The sequence below is a fragment of the Nostocoides sp. genome, assembly GCF_035343835.1.
GTDB lineage: Bacteria > Actinomycetota > Actinomycetes > Actinomycetales > Dermatophilaceae > Nostocoides_A > Nostocoides_A vanveenii.
Map to the genome: position 1 here is coordinate 1 of NZ_DAOQZV010000042.1, position 17,750 is coordinate 17,750.

Annotated in this window: 16 protein-coding genes and 1 other RNA gene; 13 read left to right on the top strand and 4 right to left on the bottom strand. The window is 69.4% G+C overall.

From position 1 onward, the window contains the following. On the bottom strand, positions 1-569 hold a 569-nt coding region (yaaA, locus tag PKH97_RS04865), incomplete at its 3' end, for a peroxide stress protein YaaA (protein ID WP_324386279.1). A gap of 91 nt (positions 570-660) precedes the next feature. On the opposite strand from yaaA, the gene PKH97_RS04870 reads away from it, so the two are divergent. Beyond that, a complete protein-coding gene (locus PKH97_RS04870) occupies positions 661-2,163 on the top strand; it encodes an RNB domain-containing ribonuclease (RefSeq protein WP_324386280.1) in 1,503 nt (500 codons plus the stop codon). Between the two features lie 18 nt (positions 2,164-2,181). Here the strand turns inward: PKH97_RS04870 and rnpB are convergent. Next, positions 2,182-2,571, bottom strand: an RNA gene (rnpB, locus tag PKH97_RS04875) — RNase P RNA component class A. A 71-nt stretch (positions 2,572-2,642) separates the two neighbouring features. On the opposite strand from rnpB, the gene PKH97_RS04880 reads away from it, so the two are divergent. The 3 genes from PKH97_RS04880 to PKH97_RS04890 all read left to right on the top strand — a co-directional run bounded on the left by PKH97_RS04880 (position 2,643) and on the right by PKH97_RS04890 (position 4,092). Beyond that, on the top strand, positions 2,643-3,302 hold the full coding sequence (locus PKH97_RS04880) for an MBL fold metallo-hydrolase (protein ID WP_324386281.1): 660 nt from the start codon (positions 2,643-2,645) through the stop codon (positions 3,300-3,302). Further along, on the top strand, positions 3,274-3,813 hold the full coding sequence (locus PKH97_RS04885) for a hypothetical protein (RefSeq protein WP_324386282.1): 540 nt from the start codon (positions 3,274-3,276) through the stop codon (positions 3,811-3,813). The genes PKH97_RS04880 and PKH97_RS04885 overlap by 29 nt, the downstream gene beginning before the upstream one ends. A gap of 93 nt (positions 3,814-3,906) precedes the next feature. Then, complete coding sequence (locus PKH97_RS04890) at positions 3,907-4,092, top strand: hypothetical protein (protein WP_324386283.1); 186 nt, start codon at positions 3,907-3,909, stop codon at positions 4,090-4,092. A 4-nt stretch (positions 4,093-4,096) separates the two neighbouring features. Here the strand turns inward: PKH97_RS04890 and PKH97_RS04895 are convergent, their stop codons facing one another. Next, entirely contained in the window at positions 4,097-4,285 is a 189-nt protein-coding gene (locus tag PKH97_RS04895; RefSeq protein WP_324386284.1) for a methionine aminopeptidase, read from the bottom strand. 52 nt (positions 4,286-4,337) lie between these two features. On the opposite strand from PKH97_RS04895, the gene map reads away from it, so the two are divergent. Next, positions 4,338-5,201, top strand: a complete 864-nt coding sequence (gene map / locus PKH97_RS04900; RefSeq protein WP_324386285.1) for a type I methionyl aminopeptidase — start codon at positions 4,338-4,340, stop codon at positions 5,199-5,201. Positions 5,202-5,248: 47 nt separating this feature from the next. On the opposite strand, the gene panB is transcribed toward map, so the two are convergent. Beyond that, positions 5,249-6,109 carry a 3-methyl-2-oxobutanoate hydroxymethyltransferase gene (gene panB, locus PKH97_RS04905; protein WP_324386286.1) on the bottom strand — a complete coding sequence of 287 codons (861 nt, stop codon included), beginning with the start codon at positions 6,107-6,109 and terminating at the stop codon, positions 5,249-5,251. 208 nt (positions 6,110-6,317) lie between these two features. Between panB and PKH97_RS04910 the strand changes: the two genes are divergently transcribed. The 8 genes from PKH97_RS04910 (at position 6,318) to hisH (ending at position 17,619) form a co-directional block, all read left to right on the top strand. Continuing rightward, positions 6,318-8,630, top strand: a complete 2,313-nt coding sequence (locus PKH97_RS04910; protein ID WP_324386287.1) for an immune inhibitor A domain-containing protein — start codon at positions 6,318-6,320, stop codon at positions 8,628-8,630. Positions 8,631-8,769: 139 nt separating this feature from the next. After that, positions 8,770-10,107 (top strand): type I glutamate--ammonia ligase, encoded by a 1,338-nt coding sequence (gene glnA / locus PKH97_RS04915; protein WP_324386288.1) that lies wholly within the window; start codon positions 8,770-8,772, stop codon positions 10,105-10,107. 29 nt (positions 10,108-10,136) lie between these two features. Continuing rightward, entirely contained in the window at positions 10,137-13,196 is a 3,060-nt protein-coding gene (locus PKH97_RS04920) for a bifunctional [glutamine synthetase] adenylyltransferase/[glutamine synthetase]-adenylyl-L-tyrosine phosphorylase (protein ID WP_324386289.1), read from the top strand. A gap of 10 nt (positions 13,197-13,206) precedes the next feature. Beyond that, positions 13,207-14,544, top strand: a complete 1,338-nt coding sequence (gene hisD / locus PKH97_RS04925; protein ID WP_324386290.1) for a histidinol dehydrogenase — start codon at positions 13,207-13,209, stop codon at positions 14,542-14,544. 5 nt (positions 14,545-14,549) lie between these two features. Continuing rightward, positions 14,550-15,695, top strand: coding sequence for a histidinol-phosphate transaminase (locus tag PKH97_RS04930; protein ID WP_324386291.1), 1,146 nt, complete (start codon positions 14,550-14,552; stop codon positions 15,693-15,695). 2 nt (positions 15,696-15,697) lie between these two features. After that, complete coding sequence (gene hisB, locus PKH97_RS04935) at positions 15,698-16,297, top strand: imidazoleglycerol-phosphate dehydratase HisB (RefSeq protein WP_324386292.1); 600 nt, start codon at positions 15,698-15,700, stop codon at positions 16,295-16,297. A gap of 3 nt (positions 16,298-16,300) precedes the next feature. Then, positions 16,301-16,981, top strand: coding sequence for a hypothetical protein (locus PKH97_RS04940; protein WP_324386293.1), 681 nt, complete (start codon positions 16,301-16,303; stop codon positions 16,979-16,981). Further along, entirely contained in the window at positions 16,978-17,619 is a 642-nt protein-coding gene (gene hisH / locus PKH97_RS04945) for an imidazole glycerol phosphate synthase subunit HisH (protein ID WP_324386294.1), read from the top strand. Before PKH97_RS04940 ends, hisH begins: the two co-directional genes overlap by 4 nt. Positions 17,620-17,750: the final 131 nt, after the last annotated feature.

A 17,750-nucleotide genomic window follows, 5' to 3' on the forward strand; every position in this document is an offset into this window, starting at 1 on the left:
AGCGGCCCGCTGGGGGCCCAGGTCGCGGCATACGGGCCCGACCGGCAGTCGACGATCAGGCCAGGACCGGCGGCGGGTGCGAGCACGGCGTCCAAAGCCGCCTTCCACCGGTTTGTGGGGCGTCCGGCCCCCGGCAGGTCAGCGTCGATCGCGGTCCGGTAGGGCGCGATTCGGTCGCCCGGGCGGGTCACGCCGTAGACCGCCGAGGAGATGAGCAGGCGGCGTGCGGCTCGCCGGCGGCCCGCGGGGGAGAGGGTGGCCCAGGACAGCGCGTCATACAAAACGCCCGTGTAGATCTCGATCGCGGGCTTGGCGGGTGCGACCCGGAGGCGCAGGTTGGCATCGACTTCCGCGCCGAGCGTCGCCGGCACGCCGAGCACCTCCATCGCGTCCGGCAGACGGGATGCGTCGATCAGCCCGTCGATGATCTCCTCGCGCACACCCGTCAGCGCGGGGAAGGAGAGCGATTCGAGCCGCATCGGCGTTCCCCGTCGCGAGCGGGCCTTGGTCTCCGAGGGGGGCAACAGGATCAGCACGTGCCCGAGTATGCCCAGGGGCGCGGTGCGCACGGCTTACCCCGCGTTCGCAACGGACATGTTCCCGTGCGAACGAGGGGTTTGTGGCATCGGGCGGGAAACCTGCACCGATAGGTTGGCCGTCATGACCCAGCAGCCGATGCGGACGCGATTCAGCGACGAGGGCATCACCCAGGTGCTCGGGGACGATCGGCTCCGGGCACGCTTCGCGGCGATCCGCGCAAGCTTCGAGGTGCCCGAGGATTTTCCCGAGGCGGTCCTCGCGGAGGCCGACGCGGTGGTCACGGCCCCCCTTGATCGGCCCGAGCGCGACGAGAGCGCCATCCCGTTCCTGACCATCGACCCACCCGGCTCGATGGATCTCGACCAGGCCCTGCACATCGAGCGCGCCGAGGGCGGCTTCCGGGTGCGTTACGCCATCGCCTATCTGCCGGCGTATGTCGCGCCAGGCGGGGCCATCGACGCCGAGACGCGCGAGCGCGGGCAGACGATCTACTGCCCCGATGAGCGGACGCCCCTGCATCCGACCCAGCTCAGCGAGGGCGCGGCCAGCCTGCTCCCGGGGCAGGTCCGGGCGGCATACGTCTGGGACATGCACGTGCGTGACGACGGCGAGGGCGACGCCGTCGAGGTCTACCGGGCCCTGGTCCGCAGCGTCGATCGCTTCGATTACGCCCAGGTGCAGGACCTGATCGACGGCGGCACCGAGGACGAGCGCCTTCTGCTGCTGAAGGAGGTCGGGGAGCGGCGGATTGCCTTCGAGCAGCGTCGCGGCGGGGCCAGCCTGCCGATGCCGGAGCAGGAGGTCACCCAGGATGCCGAGGGTCATTTCGTCCTGGGCTTTCGGCCCCCGCTGCTCGTGGAGGAATGGAACGCCCAGATCTCCTTGATGACGGGCATGGCGGCGGCCGAGTTGATGGCCACGGGGGGCGTCGGGATCCTCCGCACGCTGCCCGACCCCGACCCGGGCGCGGTGTCCCGCTTCCGGCGGCAGGCGCGCGCGCTCGGCATCGTGTGGCCCAAGGACGAGCCCTATGGCGCCTTCCTTCGCCGTCTCGACCGGACCGATCCCAAGCATCTGGCGCTGATCTACGACGCGACCTCGCTCTTTCGCGGGTCCGCCTATCAGGCCTTCGACGGTCAGTTGCCCGACCACCCCGAGCACGGCGCGCTCAACGCGATCTACGCCCACGTCACCGCTCCGTTGCGCCGGTTGGTCGACCGCTTCGGGTTGGCCGTCGCCGATGCGCTCTCGCAGGGTGGCGAGGTGCCGGCCTGGGCGCGCGAGGCCCTGCCCGGCCTGCCGGCCGTCATGGCCGAGTCGGGCACCCGAGCCAGCGGCGTCGAGCGGGCCTGTACGGATGCGGTCGAGGCCGCCGTTCTCGAGCCCCGGGTGGGTGAGAAGTTCGAGGCCGTGGTCGTCGACAGCCTCGCCAAGGGCCGCCTCCTGCTGCAGTTGACCGATCCCGCGGTCGTCGCCTCGGCCAAGGGGCAGGCCGAGATGGGTGCCGTCGTCACGGCCCAGCTGGTGCGCGCCGAGGTCGAGACCGGCGCCGTGGGCTTCGAGCTCGTCCCAGCGTCACGTGCCGCGGACAACGGGCCGGAGGATTCACGCCCTGGGTTCTGAGCGGCATACGGCAGGTGGTGGAAGAGTCGGCCGATACGCCGGATTCTGTTCCCGCGCCGCGGAATCCGCGACACGGGCGACGGTCATCCATCTCGGGTCGCCGTTGCCGACGACCTCTTGCGTCCTACCCGTGTGCTCGGGCGGGCCGCCCTCGAACGCACACTGTTCGGACTTGCTCCCGGTGGGGTTTACCGAGCCGGCCTGGTCACCCAGGCCGCTGGTGGTCTCTTACACCACCCTTTCACCCTTACCGCACCCAGCACGTATGCCGTGTGCGGCGGTCTGCTCTCTGTGGCACTGTCCCGCGGGTCACCCCGGGTGGCCGTTAGCCACCACCGCGCCCGACGGAGTCCGGACGTTCCTCGGCCGCGGCCCAGGGGCCGCGGACGCGACCGCCTGGCCGACTCTTCCGCCCGTAATGATAGGTGCCCGCCATGGGCGGCCGAGATCGCGCCGAGCCCACATTAGGGTTGGCGGGTATGAGGCTGACCCACCTGGGCCATTCGTGTGTCCTGATCGAGATGGCCGACGCCCGCATCCTCACCGACCCGGGTGTCTTCACCCCGGACCTGACGGGGATCACCGGGCTCGACGCCGTGATCATCACCCACCAACACCCCGACCACTTCGACCAGGCCCGGCTGCCCGCCTTGATGAAGGCCAACCCGCACGCCCGCCTGATCTCCGACTCCGAGAGCCTGATGGTCCTCGGTGGGCTCGGCCTAGATGCCACCGGCCACGACGCGAGCACCGCCAAGATCGGCGAGGTCCACGTGACCCCGATCGGCAAGCAACACGCCCTGATCAACGACGCAGTGCCCCGGGTCGCGAATGTCGGTGTCCGGCTGGAGGCCGAGAACGAGCCGACGATCTATCACCCCGGCGACACCCTCGATGAGGATCCCGGCCGGGTCGACATCGTCCTGTTCCCGCTCAACGCCCCCTGGCAGCTGGCGCGCGATATGGCGGCTTTCCTCAAGCGGATCAACGCCCCGACCGCGGTGCCCATCCACGACGGTCTCCTGCGCAAGAACGGGCGCGACATCTACCTCGACCACGCTCGCAGTTTCGGCAACCGCTCCACCGAGATCCTCGACCTCGCCGGCGAAGGTGAGTACGTCGTTCGACAGGACCTCTGAGCCGGCCGCTCCGCCCGCGGTCCTTGCGCCCCTGCTGCCACGCCAGGCCCGGGTGTTGCTCCTCGGTGTCGATCTGGCACCGTTGGCAGGCCGGCTGACGAGAAGTAGCGCCCATTGCCTGCTTCTCGACATCGATGCCGACGCGCTGCGTGGCCTGCACCTGAACGCACACACGCAACCGGTCGTCGGCGACCCGGGGCGGCTGGCTATCGGCGGCCGAACCGTCGATCTGATCGTCGCCGGCGACCAGGCCAGGCGCCTACCTCGGGCCACGCTCGCGGGCGCGATCGCCGGGTGGTCCGGACACCTGCATCCGGGCGGTCACCTGGTCAGCGCGATCGTCCGCGCACCCACGACGGCATCAGTGCCGGCCGACCGACTCGGCGAAGCGGCATACGACCGGCTGTGCGAAGCGGCGGATCTTGCCTATCTCGCGCGCTACGCCGACCTGGATGGCGGGCCCTTCCACGACGGGGCCAGGTTCGCCGTCAGCGTGCACCGCAAGCGCTGACCGCCGTGGAAGAAGCGGGGACGTGGGGCATTCCACGTCCCGCACCGCGGAACATGGCACGCGGCACGACTTAGGGTCACCTAAGCTGGTGTCGTGCCGAAGACGCGGTCGGTCGCCGCCAAGAAGAAGTGCTGCAAGGACAAGCCGCGCTGCAAGAAGTGCCCCGTCACGCTCAAGCGCCTGACCGAACTCGGGTATGCCGAGCGGGAGGACAAGCGCACCTACAGCGTGCTGACGACGGTGCCGGCCAAGGCGCTCAAGATCGCCCGCCAGCGCTGAAGCGTCAGTCCTCGAGCCCCTGCTCGTCCCACGCCCGGTCCTCGTCGTCCCAGGCCTTGGTGCGGGCAGCGGCGCTCTCCAGTGCCTTTGCGGCCTCGTCCTGCGTCGCATAGGGACCCATCAGGTCATCGCCCTGACTCTTGTTCTCGTCGGACTCAACCTGACCGCTGACGACGTTGTACCAGAAGGCCACGGGGGGCTCCTTTCGCGTGATCGCGCACCGGCGCGTGCTTAGACTCCACCGTATGCCGCTGACCTACGCAAGTGTGACTCCGGGCGTGATCTCTGCGCGTCGGCCCGTGCCGGGGGCCATCGCTCGCCCCGAGTATGTGGACCGGCCGGCACCCGCGCGCTACACCGGGCCCGAGGTCAAGGACGCCGAGACGATCGAGAAGATGCGGATCGCCGGCCGGATCGCCGCCCAGGCGATGGCGGCGGCGGCAGCGGCCATCGCCCCGGGCGTGACGACCGACGAGATCGACCGGGTCGGGCACGAGTTCCTCCTTGACCATGGCGCCTACCCCTCGACCCTCGGCTACCGCAGCTTCCCCAAATCGCTGTGCACCTCGGTCAACGAGGTGATCTGTCACGGCATCCCGGACTCGCGCCGGCTCGAGCAGGGCGACATCGTCAATATCGACATCACCGCCTTTATCCACGGCGTGCACGGCGACACCGATGCCACCTATGCCGTCGGCGAGATCGACGAGGAATCCCGGCTGCTCATCGAGCGCACCCATGAGGCGATGATGCGCGGCATCAAAGCCGCCACCCCGGGCCGCGCGATCAATGTCATCGGCCGGGTGATCGAGTCGTATGCCCGCCGCTTCGGTTACGGCGTCGTGCGCGACTTCACCGGCCACGGCATCGGCACGGCCTTCCACAGCGGCCTGATCGTGCCGCACTACGACGCCGCGCCGCACTATGCGACGCTGATCGAGCCCGGTATGACGTTCACCATCGAGCCGATGCTCAACCTCGGCACGCACGAGTGGGAGATGTGGGACGACAAGTGGACCGTCGTCACGGGGGACCGCCGCCGCTCCGCTCAGTTCGAGCACACGATTCTCATCACCGAGCGCGGCAACGAGATCCTCACCCTGCCCTGAGCGGGACCGCCGCGTGCACGCCGCGCAAGGGGTCTTAGGCGATGGAGTCACTCCAAGAAGGAGTGCTCCTCGGCCGGGAAAGTGCCGGCGGCCACGTCGGCGGCATACGCGCGGGCCGCGTCGGTCAGGGTGCCGCGCAGGTCGGCATACTTCTTGACGAAGCGGGGCGCGCGGCCACCGCGCAGGCCGGCCATGTCCTGCCAGACGAGCACCTGGGCGTCGCAGTCGGGCCCGGCGCCGATCCCGATCGTCGGGATGTGTAGCGCCTCGGTCACCGCCCTCGCCCCAGGCGCGGGGACCATCTCCATGACGACCGCGAAGCACCCGGCCGCCTCCAGTGCCAAGGCGTCATCCATCAGCTTCTCGGCGCCCGCACCGCGCCCCTGAACCCGGTAGCCGCCGAGCACGTGCTCGCTCTGCGGGGTGAAGCCGATGTGCCCCATGACCGGTATGCCGGCCCGCACCAGCAACTCGACCTCGGGAACCATGGCGGCGCCGCCCTCGAGCTTGACGGCGTGGGCTAGGCCCTCCTTCATGAAGCGGGTCGCGGTGGCGAGGGCCTGTTGCGGGCTGGCCTGATAGGAGCCGAACGGCAGATCGGCGACAACCATCGCGTGCTTGGCGGCGCTGGTAACCGCGCGACACAGCGGCACCAGGTGGTCGACAGTCACCGGGACAGTGGTCTCGAAGCCGTAGACATTGTTGCCGGCGCTGTCGCCAACCAGGAGCACAGGAATGCCGGCCTCGTCGAAGATCTCGGCGGCATACATGTCGTATGCCGTGAGCATCGCCCACTTCTGCCCCTTCTCCTTCATCGACAGCAGATGGGGGATGCGCACCCGGCGCTGCGGTGCCGCCTGGGCGCCGGTGCCATAGGGGGCGGTGGTCTCGGGGGCTGGCGTCGTCATACGCCCGATCCTAGGGTCGGCAGGAAATCAGTCGCGTGCTAGCGGCCCTGGACCGCCCGTCATTGCGATAGAACACCCTCTGGCGAGCAAAATTGTCGTTACCCCAGGGTAGATATCCGCGGCTCTTCGTGCTTGCCTAAGACCGGTCGCCTACCGACGACCAAAATTCCATGGGAGGAAGCACGTGAAGAGACGGCACGTGGGAGCAGTGTCAGGGGTCGCGGTCGCCGCGGTTGCCCTGGCACTTGCCCCGTCGAGCGCACAGGCCGGGTCATCGCCGGCCGCGTCGCCGAAGGACAGCAGCATCAAGTTCCGCCCGGGTGGGGACTCGCTCCCCAACCCGCTCGCCGACGCGCAGGCCAAGTTGCGCCAGGACGCGGTCGCCAAGCTGCTCAGCGGCCAGGCCACCCTCGAGGGCAGCGGCGCGAACCGCACCATCAAGATCCCCGGCAGCACCGCCCCGGAGGCGCGCGGCACTGCCGCCGCGAAGGGCCGCTGGGTCTGGTACCCGACCAACCGGGAGGAGACGATCTTCTCCATCCTCACCAATTTCGGGTCCAAGACGATGGCGGCCACCGGTGGCTCGGCCGGCCCGATGAAGAACCAGATCCCGAAGCCGGACCGCAACTGGGACGGCAGCGCGACCGACGACAACAGCACCTACTGGGTCGACGACTTCAACCGCGCGCACTACCTGAACATGATGTTCGGCAAGGGCGAGTCGTTCAAGGACTTCTACCTCAAGCAGAGCCAGGGCCGCTTCCTGGCCAAGGGCGACGTCTCCGACTGGGTCACCGTCCCCTACAACGAGGCCCGCTACGGCCATAACCCGGTGGCCGGCGACGGCACGTCCGAGGCTGACGGTTACTGGAACTACGTCAAGGACACGGGCAACTCCTGGTACGACGCGCAGAAGAAGGCCGGCAAGACTGACGCCCAGATCAAGACCTATATCAAGCAGTTCGACAAGGTCGACCGTTACGACTACGACGGTGACGGCGTCTATAACGAGCCGGACGGCTATATCGACCATTTCCAGGCCATCCACGCCGGTGAGGGCGAGGAGGCCGGTGGCGGCGCTCAGGGCGAGGACGCCATCTGGAGCCACCGCTGGTATGCCTTCTCCACCGACTACGGCAAGACCGGCCCGGCCTTCAACAAGGCCGGCGGCACGCAGATCGGCAACACGGGCATTTGGATCGGTGACTACACCACCGAGCCGGAGAACGGCGGCCTCGGGGTCTTCACGCACGAGTTCGGTCACGACCTCGGCCTGCGCGACTACTACGACACGGCCGACGGCACCGGCATGGGCAACAGCACCGCCTTCTGGACGCTGATGTCCTCGGGTTCGTGGCTGAACAAGGGCGGCGACTCGATTGGCACCACGCCCGGCTACATGGGCCCCCACGAGAAGCTGCTGCTCGGCTGGCTCGACTACGACCTGGTGACCTACGGCCAGAACCGCGACGTCCGCGTCGGCATCGCCAACAAGGACGGCGAGCAGTTGCCGCAGGCCGTTGCTGTGCTCCTGCCGAAGAGGCAGCACGTCGAGGTCTACAACACCCCGTATGCCGGCGCCAGCGAGTGGTGGAGCGGGTCTGGTGACAACCTGCAGAACACCATGTCGCGTTCGCTCGATCTGACTGGCGCCAGCACCGCGTCGGTCTCGGCGATGATGTGGGCCGAGATCGAGGAGGGCTACGACTACCTCTACGCCGAGGCCTCCACCGACGGTGGGAAGAACTGGAATACGGTCTGGAGCTACACGGGCGTCAACCCGAAGTGGGCCCCGGTCACCATCAGCCTCAACGCCTACGCGGGCAAGAAGATCGACTTCCGCTTCCGCTACGGCACCGACGGCGGTCTCGCCGAAGCCGGCGCCTTCCTCGACAATATCGTCGTCAAGAAGGGCTCCACCACGATCTTGACCGATGGCGCCGAGAACGGCGACAACGGCTGGACGCTGAACGGCTTCAAGCGGACCACGGGCACCGAGACCGTGCTCTCGACGAACTACTACCTCGCCGAGAACCGCGTCTACAACGGCTACGACGCCACCTTGCGGACCGGCCCGTACAACTTCGGCTGGTCGAACACCAAGCCCGACTGGGTGGAGCGGTTCCCCTTCCAGAACGGTCTGCTCGTCTGGTACGTCGACAACTACTACGCCGACAACAACACCTTCGCCCACCCGGGCTCGGGCTTCGCCCTTCCGGTCGACGCGCGTCCGGCCCTGATGGCCATCGCGGGCAGCCCTCTGACCAACCGGCGCAGCTCCTACGACGCCACCTTCGGCGTGGAGAAGACCGACGCGGTGACCCTGCACAAGAACGGCATCGCGCGGACCTGGCCGTCCGTGATGGGCATCCGGACCTTCGACGACACCAACCCCAACAAGTACTGGAGCGCGGGCAACCCGCAGAACTCGGTCAAGGTTGCGGGTACGGGCACGAAGATCACCGTTGCCAAGTCCAACAGCTCCGGCTGGGTCCTCGACCTGCAGGTGCGCACCAAGTAGGCCGCCGCCCGGCCGAGCGGGTGGGCATCGCCCGAGCGGCCGAACGGCATACGTCACGAATAGCGGCAGTGCCCCGGGAGCGATCCCGGGGCACTGCCTCGTTTACTTCCGCGTAACACGGGTGGGGTTGGATGGGCGCATGGATCGTCAGCAGGAGTTCGTCCTGCGGACCATCGAAGAGCGAGACATCCGGTTCGTGCGCCTGTGGTTCACGGACGTCCTCGGCACGCTGAAGTCCGTGGCCATCGCCCCGGCTGAGCTCGAAGGGGCGTTCGCGGAGGGCATCGGCTTCGACGGCTCGGTCATCGAGGGGTTTGCGCGGGTCTTCGAGTCCGACATGCTCGCCAAACCGGACCCGGCCACCTTCCAGGTGCTGCCGTGGCGGGGCGAGGCGCCCGGGACCGCGCGGATGTTCTGCGACATCATGCTGCCCGACGGCACCCCGAGCATCGCCGACCCCCGCAACGTGCTCAAGCGCACCCTGGCCCACTGCGGCGAGCTCGGCTACACCTTCTACACCCACCCCGAGATCGAGTTCTTCCTGCTCAAGAGCGGCTTCGCTCCGGGGCAGCGACCGGAGCCGATCGACCAGGCCGGCTATTTCGATCATGTCCCCAAGGGCATGGCGCACGACTTCCGGCGCGCGGCGATCTCGATGCTGGAGTCGATCGGCATCTCCGTGGAGTTCAGCCATCACGAGGGCGCTCCCGGCCAGAACGAGATCGACCTGCGGTATGCCGATGCGCTCACCACGAGCGACAACATCATGACCTTCCGCACGATCATCAAGGAGGTCGCCTATGAACGAAACATCTACGCGACCTTCATGCCGAAGGTCTTCGCCGAGCACCCGGGCTCGGGCATGCACACGCACATGTCGCTCTTCGAAGGTGACGCCAACGCCTTCTACGAGGCCGGAGCGCCCTATCAGCTCTCCGCGGTCGCCCGGCAGTTCATGGCCGGCATCCTGCGGCACGGCGCGGAGATCACCGCGGTGACCAATCAGTGGGTCAACTCTTACAAGCGCCTCTGGGGCGGCGGCGAGGCGCCGGCCTATCTGACATGGGGCCACAACAACACCTCCGCCATGCTGCGGGTCCCGATGTACAAGCCACTCAAGGGCCAGAGCAGCCGGGTCGAAGTGCGTTCGATCGACCCCGCCTGCAACCCGTACCTCGCGTATGCCGTGCTGCTCGCCGCCGGTCTGAAGGGCATCGAAGAGGCCTACGACCTCCCGCCGGAGACCGAAGAGGACGTATGGACGCTCACCAATGGCGAGCGCCGCGCTCTCGGCATCGAGCCGCTGCCCGGGTCGCTGCACGAGGCGATCGCGGTCATGGAGCGCAGCGAGTTGGTCGCCGAAACCCTCGGTGAGCACGTCTTCGACTTCTTCCTGCGCAACAAGCGCCAGGAATGGGAGGACTACCGGCGCCAGGTCACGGCCTACGAGCTGGAGCGCTACCTGCCCCGGCTGTGATCGCCGATTCCCGTTATAGGTTGCTGCCTGTGGCTGCCGCGCGGACCGAGAGTGCCGGAGCCATGTTTGCCCGGCTCGGCTTCGCCGACCCGGCGAGGGCCGAGCGGCTGGTGGCTGACCCAGCTCTGACGGGTCTGATCGATCCGTTGGACGACGACTTCGCCGACGGCGTGATTCAAGCCCTGGCCGATGTCGCCGATCCGGACCTGGCGCTCCTGACCTTGGTGCGCCTCATGGAGTCGCTGCGGACCAAGATCTCGTCGTCGCCGGATGATCCCGCGCTGGGACGCGAACTCCCCGCCCTCATCGCGACACTCCGCCACCCCGGTCCCGGGCGCGAGCGGATCCTGGCGGTGCTCGGTGCCTCGATGGCGCTCGGTGATCACCTGATCGCCCATCCTGAGCACTGGCGCAGCGTCGCCGAAGCGCGCACCCGGACGGTCGAGGAGCGGGTCGAGCGCCTGGTGAGCAAGGTGAGCCTCCCTCCGGAGGGCCTGACGCCCGAGGACGCCCTGCGGGTCTACTACCGGCGCGGCCTGTTGGGGATCGCCGCGCTGGATCTGGTGGCACCCGACCCCCTGGTGCAGTTGCCGACGACCGCTGCCGCACTCGCCGACCTGGCCCAAGCCGCGCTGGAAGCGGCGCTCGCGCTGGCGCGGGCCGAGCTGCCCGAGGAGGCGGAGCAGTGCCGTCTGGCCGTCATCGCGATGGGCAAAACTGGCGGGCGGGAACTGAACTACATCTCTGACGTGGACGTCATCTTCGTGGCCGAACCGGCTGGCGGGGCCGACGAGCCAGCCGCCATGGCGGCCGCGACCAAGGTCGCGACCCGGCTGATGACTGCCTGCTCGGCGTCGACCTCCCACGGCACGCTGTGGTCGGTCGATGCCGCCCTGCGCCCGGAGGGCAAGCACGGGCCCCTGGTGCGGACGGTCGCCTCGCACCAGGCCTACTACGAGCGGTGGGCCAAGACCTGGGAGTTCCAGGCGCTACTGAAGGCCCGGGTCGTCGCCGGTGATCGCGAAGTCGGCGAGGACTATCTCGCGACCATGATGCCGATGGTGTGGCAGGCCGCATCCCGCGAGAACTTCGTTGACGAGGTTCAAGCCATGCGCCGACGGGTCGAGGCGCACATCCCGAGCGCGGAGGCCGGCCGGCAACTCAAACTCGGCCCGGGCGGCCTGCGCGACATCGAGTTCAGTGTCCAACTGCTGCAACTCGTCCACGGGCGCACCGATCCCTCCCTGCGGTCGGGGACCACGCTCGACGGCCTGGCCGCCCTGGCAGGCGGTGGTTATGTGGGTCGCGACGACGCCGCGGTGCTGGGATCGGCATACCGGCTCCTGCGCACGCTGGAGCACCGGATCCAGCTGTTGCGGTTGCGCCGCACGCACCTGATGCCTACCTCTCAGTCGGAATTGCGCCGCCTGGGGCGGGCGCTCGGTCATCGGCAGGATGCCGCGACCGCCCTCCTCGCCCAGTGGAAGGCCGAGTCACGCGAGGTGCGCCGGCTGCACGAGCGGCTCTTCTACCGCCCGTTGCTGAATGCCGTTGCCCGCCTGGACAGCGACGAGGCCAGGCTGACCCCGGAGGCGGCCCGAGAACGCTTGCAGGCCTTGGGTTTCCGCGATCCGAAGGGAGCCTTGCGCCACATCGAGGCGCTCACCGAGGGCCTTTCGCGGCGGGCAGCCATCCAGCGCCACCTGCTGCCGGTAATGCTGGGCTGGTTCGCTCAGGAGATCGACCCCGACGGCGGGCTGTTGGCCTTCCGCGATGTCAGCGAATCCCTCGGCACGACCCACTGGTATCTGCGGTTGCTGCGCGACGAGCCCCAGGCGGCGGAGTATCTCGCCCGCACCCTCGCGCGGAGCCGGTTCGCCGCCGACGTCCTGCGCTCAGCCCCCGAGGGCGTGCAGATCCTCGGTGACGCGGGCGGCCTGGTCCCGCGCTCGCGCGCGGACATCGAGCGCCGGATGCGGGTTGCCGCCTCGATCAAGAAAACGCCCGAGCAAGCCGTCAAGGCAGCCCGCCAGATCCGCAAGGTCGAACTTTTCCGTGTCGCGGTCGCCGACCTGATGACGGGGCTGGGGTCGTCCGCCGTCGGCGTCGCCCTCGCCGACATCACCGAGGCCACCATCGAGGTTGCCCTCGAAGCGGTGTCGCGGGCCACCGAGGCCCGCACCGGCCAGTCCCTGCTCACCAAGATCCTCATCATGGGGATGGGCCGGCTCGGGGGCCGCGAGTGCGGTTATGCCTCGGACGCCGACGTCATCTACGTCCACGATCCGCTCGTCGGGGTGGATCAGGGCGCGGCGCAGGCGCAGGCGCTGGAGATCGTCAAGGACTTGGTGCGGGTGCTCGGCGAGCCCGGACCCGACCCAGCAATCGGACTCGATGCCGACCTGCGGCCGGAGGGCAAGAACGGCCCGCTCATCCGCAGCCTGGACTCCTATCGCAGCTATTACGACCGGTGGGCGGTGACCTGGGAGGCCCAGGCCCTGATCCGGGCCCGACCGGTGGCGGGCGACAACGACCTGGCTGCCGAGTTCCTCGACCTCATCGACCCGATCCGGTGGCCCGACAGCGGTCTGGATCAAGCCCAGGTGCGCGAGATCCGGAGGCTGAAGGCCCGGATGGAGGCCGAGCGGCTGCCCCGCGGCGCCGATCGGCGCACGCACTTCAAGCTCGGCACTGGCGGGCTGTCCGATGTCGAGTGGACCACCCAGTTGCTCCAGCTCGAGCACGCGCACACCTTCCCGACCTTGCGCACCACCTCGACGCTGCCGGCCCTGCAGGCGCTGGCCCAGGCGCGCCTGATCAGCAGCGCCGACCACGCGACGCTGAGCGAGGCCTGGCAACTCGCCGACCGGGCGCGCGATGCCGCCATGCTCTATCGCGGGCGGCCAGTCGATCAGATCCCCAGCGATGCGCGCGAAGCCGACGGGACGGCGCGGATCATGGGCTTGGCGCCCGGCTCGGGACAGGAACTGGCCGAAAATTACCGGCGCGTGGGTCGTCATGCCCGGGCCGTCGTCGACCGACTCTTCTACGGCGAGACGGAGGACGGCCCGTTCGGGGGGCACGCCTAAACTGGCGGCCATGATGCAGCGACTGGATCTGCGCGGCCGGTCCCTGTCCCTGCGCGAGCTTCGCGAGGGCTTGCCCAGGGCGCAGTTCGACGTGGACGCGGCGCTGCATTCGGTCGAACCGATCTGCGCCGAGGTCCGGGCGGGCGGCGGCGACGCATTGCGCGACCTGGCCGAGCGGTATGACGGCGTCCGCCCTCCGCGCTTGCGCGTGCCCGACGAGACCTTGCAGGTGGCCCTCGGCGCACTGGACCCCGACGTGCGCGCCGCGTTGGAGATCAGCATCGCGCGAGCCCGGATGGTGCATCGCGACCAGGCCCGCCGCGATACGACCACGACGGTCAGCGACGGCGGCACCGTCACCGAGCGCTGGATCCCCGTGGACCGGGTCGGGCTTTATGTCCCGGGTGGCCGGGCGGTCTATCCGAGCTCGGTGGTGATGAATGTCGTCCCCGCCCAGATCGCCGGCGTCGGCTCCCTGGCTGTCGCGAGTCCGCCGCAGAAGGAGAACACCGGCGCCCTGGCGGGCTACCCGCACCCGACGGTCCTCGCTGCCTGCGCGCTGCTGGGCGTCGATGAGGTCTATGCCATGGGCGGCGCGCAGGCCATCGCCGGCTTCGCCTACGGCTTCACCGACGGGGCGGATGTCTGCGAGCCGGTCAGCCTGGTCACGGGGCCGGGCAATATCTATGTCGCCGCGGCCAAGCGCCTGCTCAAAGGCCGCATCGGCATCGACGCCGAGGCCGGCCCGACCGAGATCGCCGTGCTCGCCGACGCGAGCGCCGACCCCGAGTTCGTCGCGGCCGACCTGATCAGCCAGGCCGAGCACGACCCGCTGGCCGCGTCCGTGCTCGTCACCGACTCCCCGGAACTCGCGGATGCGGTGTCGGACGCGGTCGAGCGCCGGGCGGCGGCGACCAAGCACAGCGAGCGGGTCTGCGAGGCTCTGCGTGGCCCGCAGTCGGCCATCGTGCTGGTCGACGACATCGAGCACGGCCTGGCGGTCGTCAACGCCTATGCCGCCGAGCACCTGGAAGTCATGACCCGCGACGCGGCGAGCGTGGCCGCTCAGGTGCGCAATGCCGGGGCGATCTTCGTCGGGTCCTTTGCGCCGGTCTCGCTCGGCGACTATGCCGCGGGCTCCAATCACGTGCTGCCGACCGGCGGTTGCGCCTGTCACAGCAGCGGGCTGTCGGTGCAATCCTTCCTGCGGGGCGTGCACGTCGTCGACTACACCGAGGCGGCGCTCGCCGAGGTCGCCCCGTATGTCGTGACCCTGGCTCAGGCCGAAGACCTCCCGGCCCACGGTGAGGCCGTGACCGCGCGTTTCGAGTCGGTGGGGGAGCGCTGACCCCGATGGCCGACGATCGCGCGCCGAGCGGGCTGCGCTCACTGCTGCGCGACGATCTGCGTGGTGAATCGCCTTATGGCGCACCGCAATTGGCCGTCCGCGCGGCGCTCAACACCAACGAGAACTCGTATCCGGTCCCGCCCGAGGTCGTGGCCGACATGCTCGCCGAACTCGGCGAGACCCTGCCCGGCCTGAATCGCTATCCCGATCGCGAGTTCACCGATCTGCGGTCTGCTCTTGCCGCCTATCTCTCCAGGGGCGGGGAGCCCATCGAGCCGGTGCAGGTGTGGGCCGGCAATGGGTCCAACGAGGTGCTCCTGCACCTGCTCCAGGCCTTCGGCGGCCCCGGTCGCCGCGCCATCGGCTTCACCCCGTCCTATTCGATGCACGCGATCATCGCGACGACGACGGGCACCGCGTGGACGCACGGCCGACGCAGCACCGAGCCCGGGCGTCTGTTCACGCTCGCCGCGGCGGATGTGGCGGAGCAACTGGGCGCCCTCGACCCGCACCTGGTCTTCATCTGCTCGCCCAACAATCCGACCGGCACGGCGGTCGGCCTCGACGTCATCGAGGCGGCGTATGAGGCGGCCCCCCGCGCTGTCGTCGTCGTCGACGAGGCCTATGCCGAGTTCGCTCGCCCGGGCACGCCCAATGCGTTGACCTTGCTCGCCGGGCGCGAGCGGCTGGTTGTCACCCGCACCCTCAGCAAGGCCTTCGCGCTCGCGGGTGGCCGACTGGGCTATCTGGCCGCCGACCCCGAACTGGTCGACCTGCTCCGGCTGGTCCGCATGCCCTATCACCTCTCGGCGCCGAGCCAGGCGGTCGCGCGGGCGGCGCTGCGGCATACGGACATGATGCTGTCCACGGTCGGTGTGGTGAAGGCACAGCGCGACCGGCTGGTCGCGGAACTGACCGCGCTGGGATTCGCTCCGATGCCGAGCGATGCGAATTTCGTGCTCTTCGGCGGCCTCGCCGACGCCGCCCGCACCTGGCAGGCGCTGCTCGACGCCGGGGTTTTGGTCCGCGACGTCGGCATACCCCACTATCTTCGGGTGACGGCCGGGACTCCCGAGGAGACCACGGCCTTCCTCGATGCACTGGCCGCACTCGGGCCGGAGCACCACCTGGGCACGGAGAAGGCGAGTTAGGTATGGCGCGCACCGCAGAACGCACGCGGCGCACGAGTGAATCCTCGGTGCGGGTCCGCGTCGACCTCGACGGCACTGGCGAGGCGCAGATCAGCACCGGTGTCGGCTTCTACGACCACATGCTCACCGCGCTCGCACGCCACTCACTCATCGACATCGAGGTCGAGGCCACCGGTGACTTGCACATCGACGCCCACCACACCGTCGAGGACGTCGCGATCGTGCTGGGCGAAGCGCTCGCGGAGGCGCTCGGGGACAAGAAGGGCATCGCGCGCTTCGGCGACGCGACCGTGCCGCTGGACGAGGCGCTCGTCCAGGCCGTCGTCGATGTCGCCGGGCGGCCCTATTGCGTGCACACCGGCGAGCCCGAGCCTCAGATCTATGTCGTCATCGGGGATCGTTACCTCGGCTCGCTGACGCGGCACGTCTTCGAGACCCTGGCCTTCCGCGCTCAGATCGCCCTGCACGTGCGGGTGCTCGCGGGCCGTGATCCCCACCACCTCGTCGAAGCGCAGTTCAAGGCACTCGCCCGGGCGCTGCGGGCGGCAGTCGCGCTCGACCCCCGCATCGGTGGGATCCCCAGCACGAAGGGCGCGTTGTAGATCGTGGCCAGGGCCAGCGACAACGGTGCGCCCGCGGGACCGGTGGGCGGTCTGCTCTTGGTGCGCGCGCGTGCGGATCAGGTGACCTCCTGGGTGGGCAAGGGCTTGGTGAGCGCCCATGTCACCCCGTTGGGGGACTGGACCGCCGTGACTCCCGCCGGCGACCACGCCGCGACGGCAGCGCCGTATGACGATGCCCGCACCACGCTCGCCGCTCGGCCCCTGAGCACCTCGCTGCGGCCGGCCATCGGCTTCTTCGTCGCCGACCGGCGCGGCTTCGTGGTCATCTCACCGCCAGGCTGGCGGGCGGTCAAGCGCTGGCTGGTCTGGAGTCCCGAGGACGGCACCGTGCGCACTCCCAGGCTGGCCGGGGCCCGGCCGGCCGACCTGGCCTCGGTCGCCGGAGTCGGTGCTGGCGCGCTGCCGGCACTGGTCGCGGCCATCCGGTCGGCGCACGCCGGGCCGATCCCCTGGCTGGCCGGAGTGCACTCTGCCCTCCAACTGCCTGGTCAGACCCTGCTGACCGAGCGCGATGCCCCGCGCGGGGCACTGGTCCCGGCGTCCGCGAAGCGCGTCGCGCAGTTCGATGCGATGGCTCGCGAAGAGGCCGCACACCTCGCCGAGGTCGCGGCCCCGCCACCGCCGCGCCGGCTCCGGGGCCGCCACGCGCGGGAGGAGTCATGAGCGCACGCGTCGTCGTCCTCGACTACGGCAGCGGCAATGTCCGCTCGGCCGTGCGGGCGCTCGAACACGTCGGTTCCGAGGTCGAACTGACCGCGGACCCGAAGCTCGTCGCGGCGTGCGATGGCCTCTTCGTCCCTGGGGTCGGCAACTTCCATGCCTGTATGACCGGGCTGCGTGCCGCGGACGGGCCTCGCCTGATCGACGTGCGACTGGCGGGCGGTCGCCCCGTGCTCGGCGTCTGCGTCGGTATGCAGGTGCTCTTCGACGGCTCCGAGGAGCCGAGTGCCGCGGTCGAGGAGGGCATCGGGGAGTGGCCCGGGATGGTGCGCCGTCTGCCCGCCGAAATCGTCCCCCATATGGGCTGGAATACCGTCCGGGCGCCGGCCGGGAGCATGCTGTTCGCGGGCGTGGAAACCGAGTCGTTTTATTTCGTGCACTCCTATGCCGCCTTGGACTGGGAGTTGCCCGTGGCCGACGGCGCCATGGCCCGCCGCGCGCCGCTGATCACTACCTGCGATTACGGCACCAGCTTCGTCGCCGCCGTCGAGAACGGCCCGCTGAGCGCGACTCAGTTCCATCCCGAAAAATCCGGGGCCGCCGGGCTGCAGTTGCTGCGCAACTGGGTGGGGTCGCTGTGACCACGCCCAAGCGAGCCTCCGCGAAGTCTTCCGGCCGACGACGCACGAGCGCCACATCCACGACGACGGGTTCCCGCACCGCGCGCAGCCGCTCGACCGGCCGGCGGCGGACCACCCGCAGCCGGTCGACG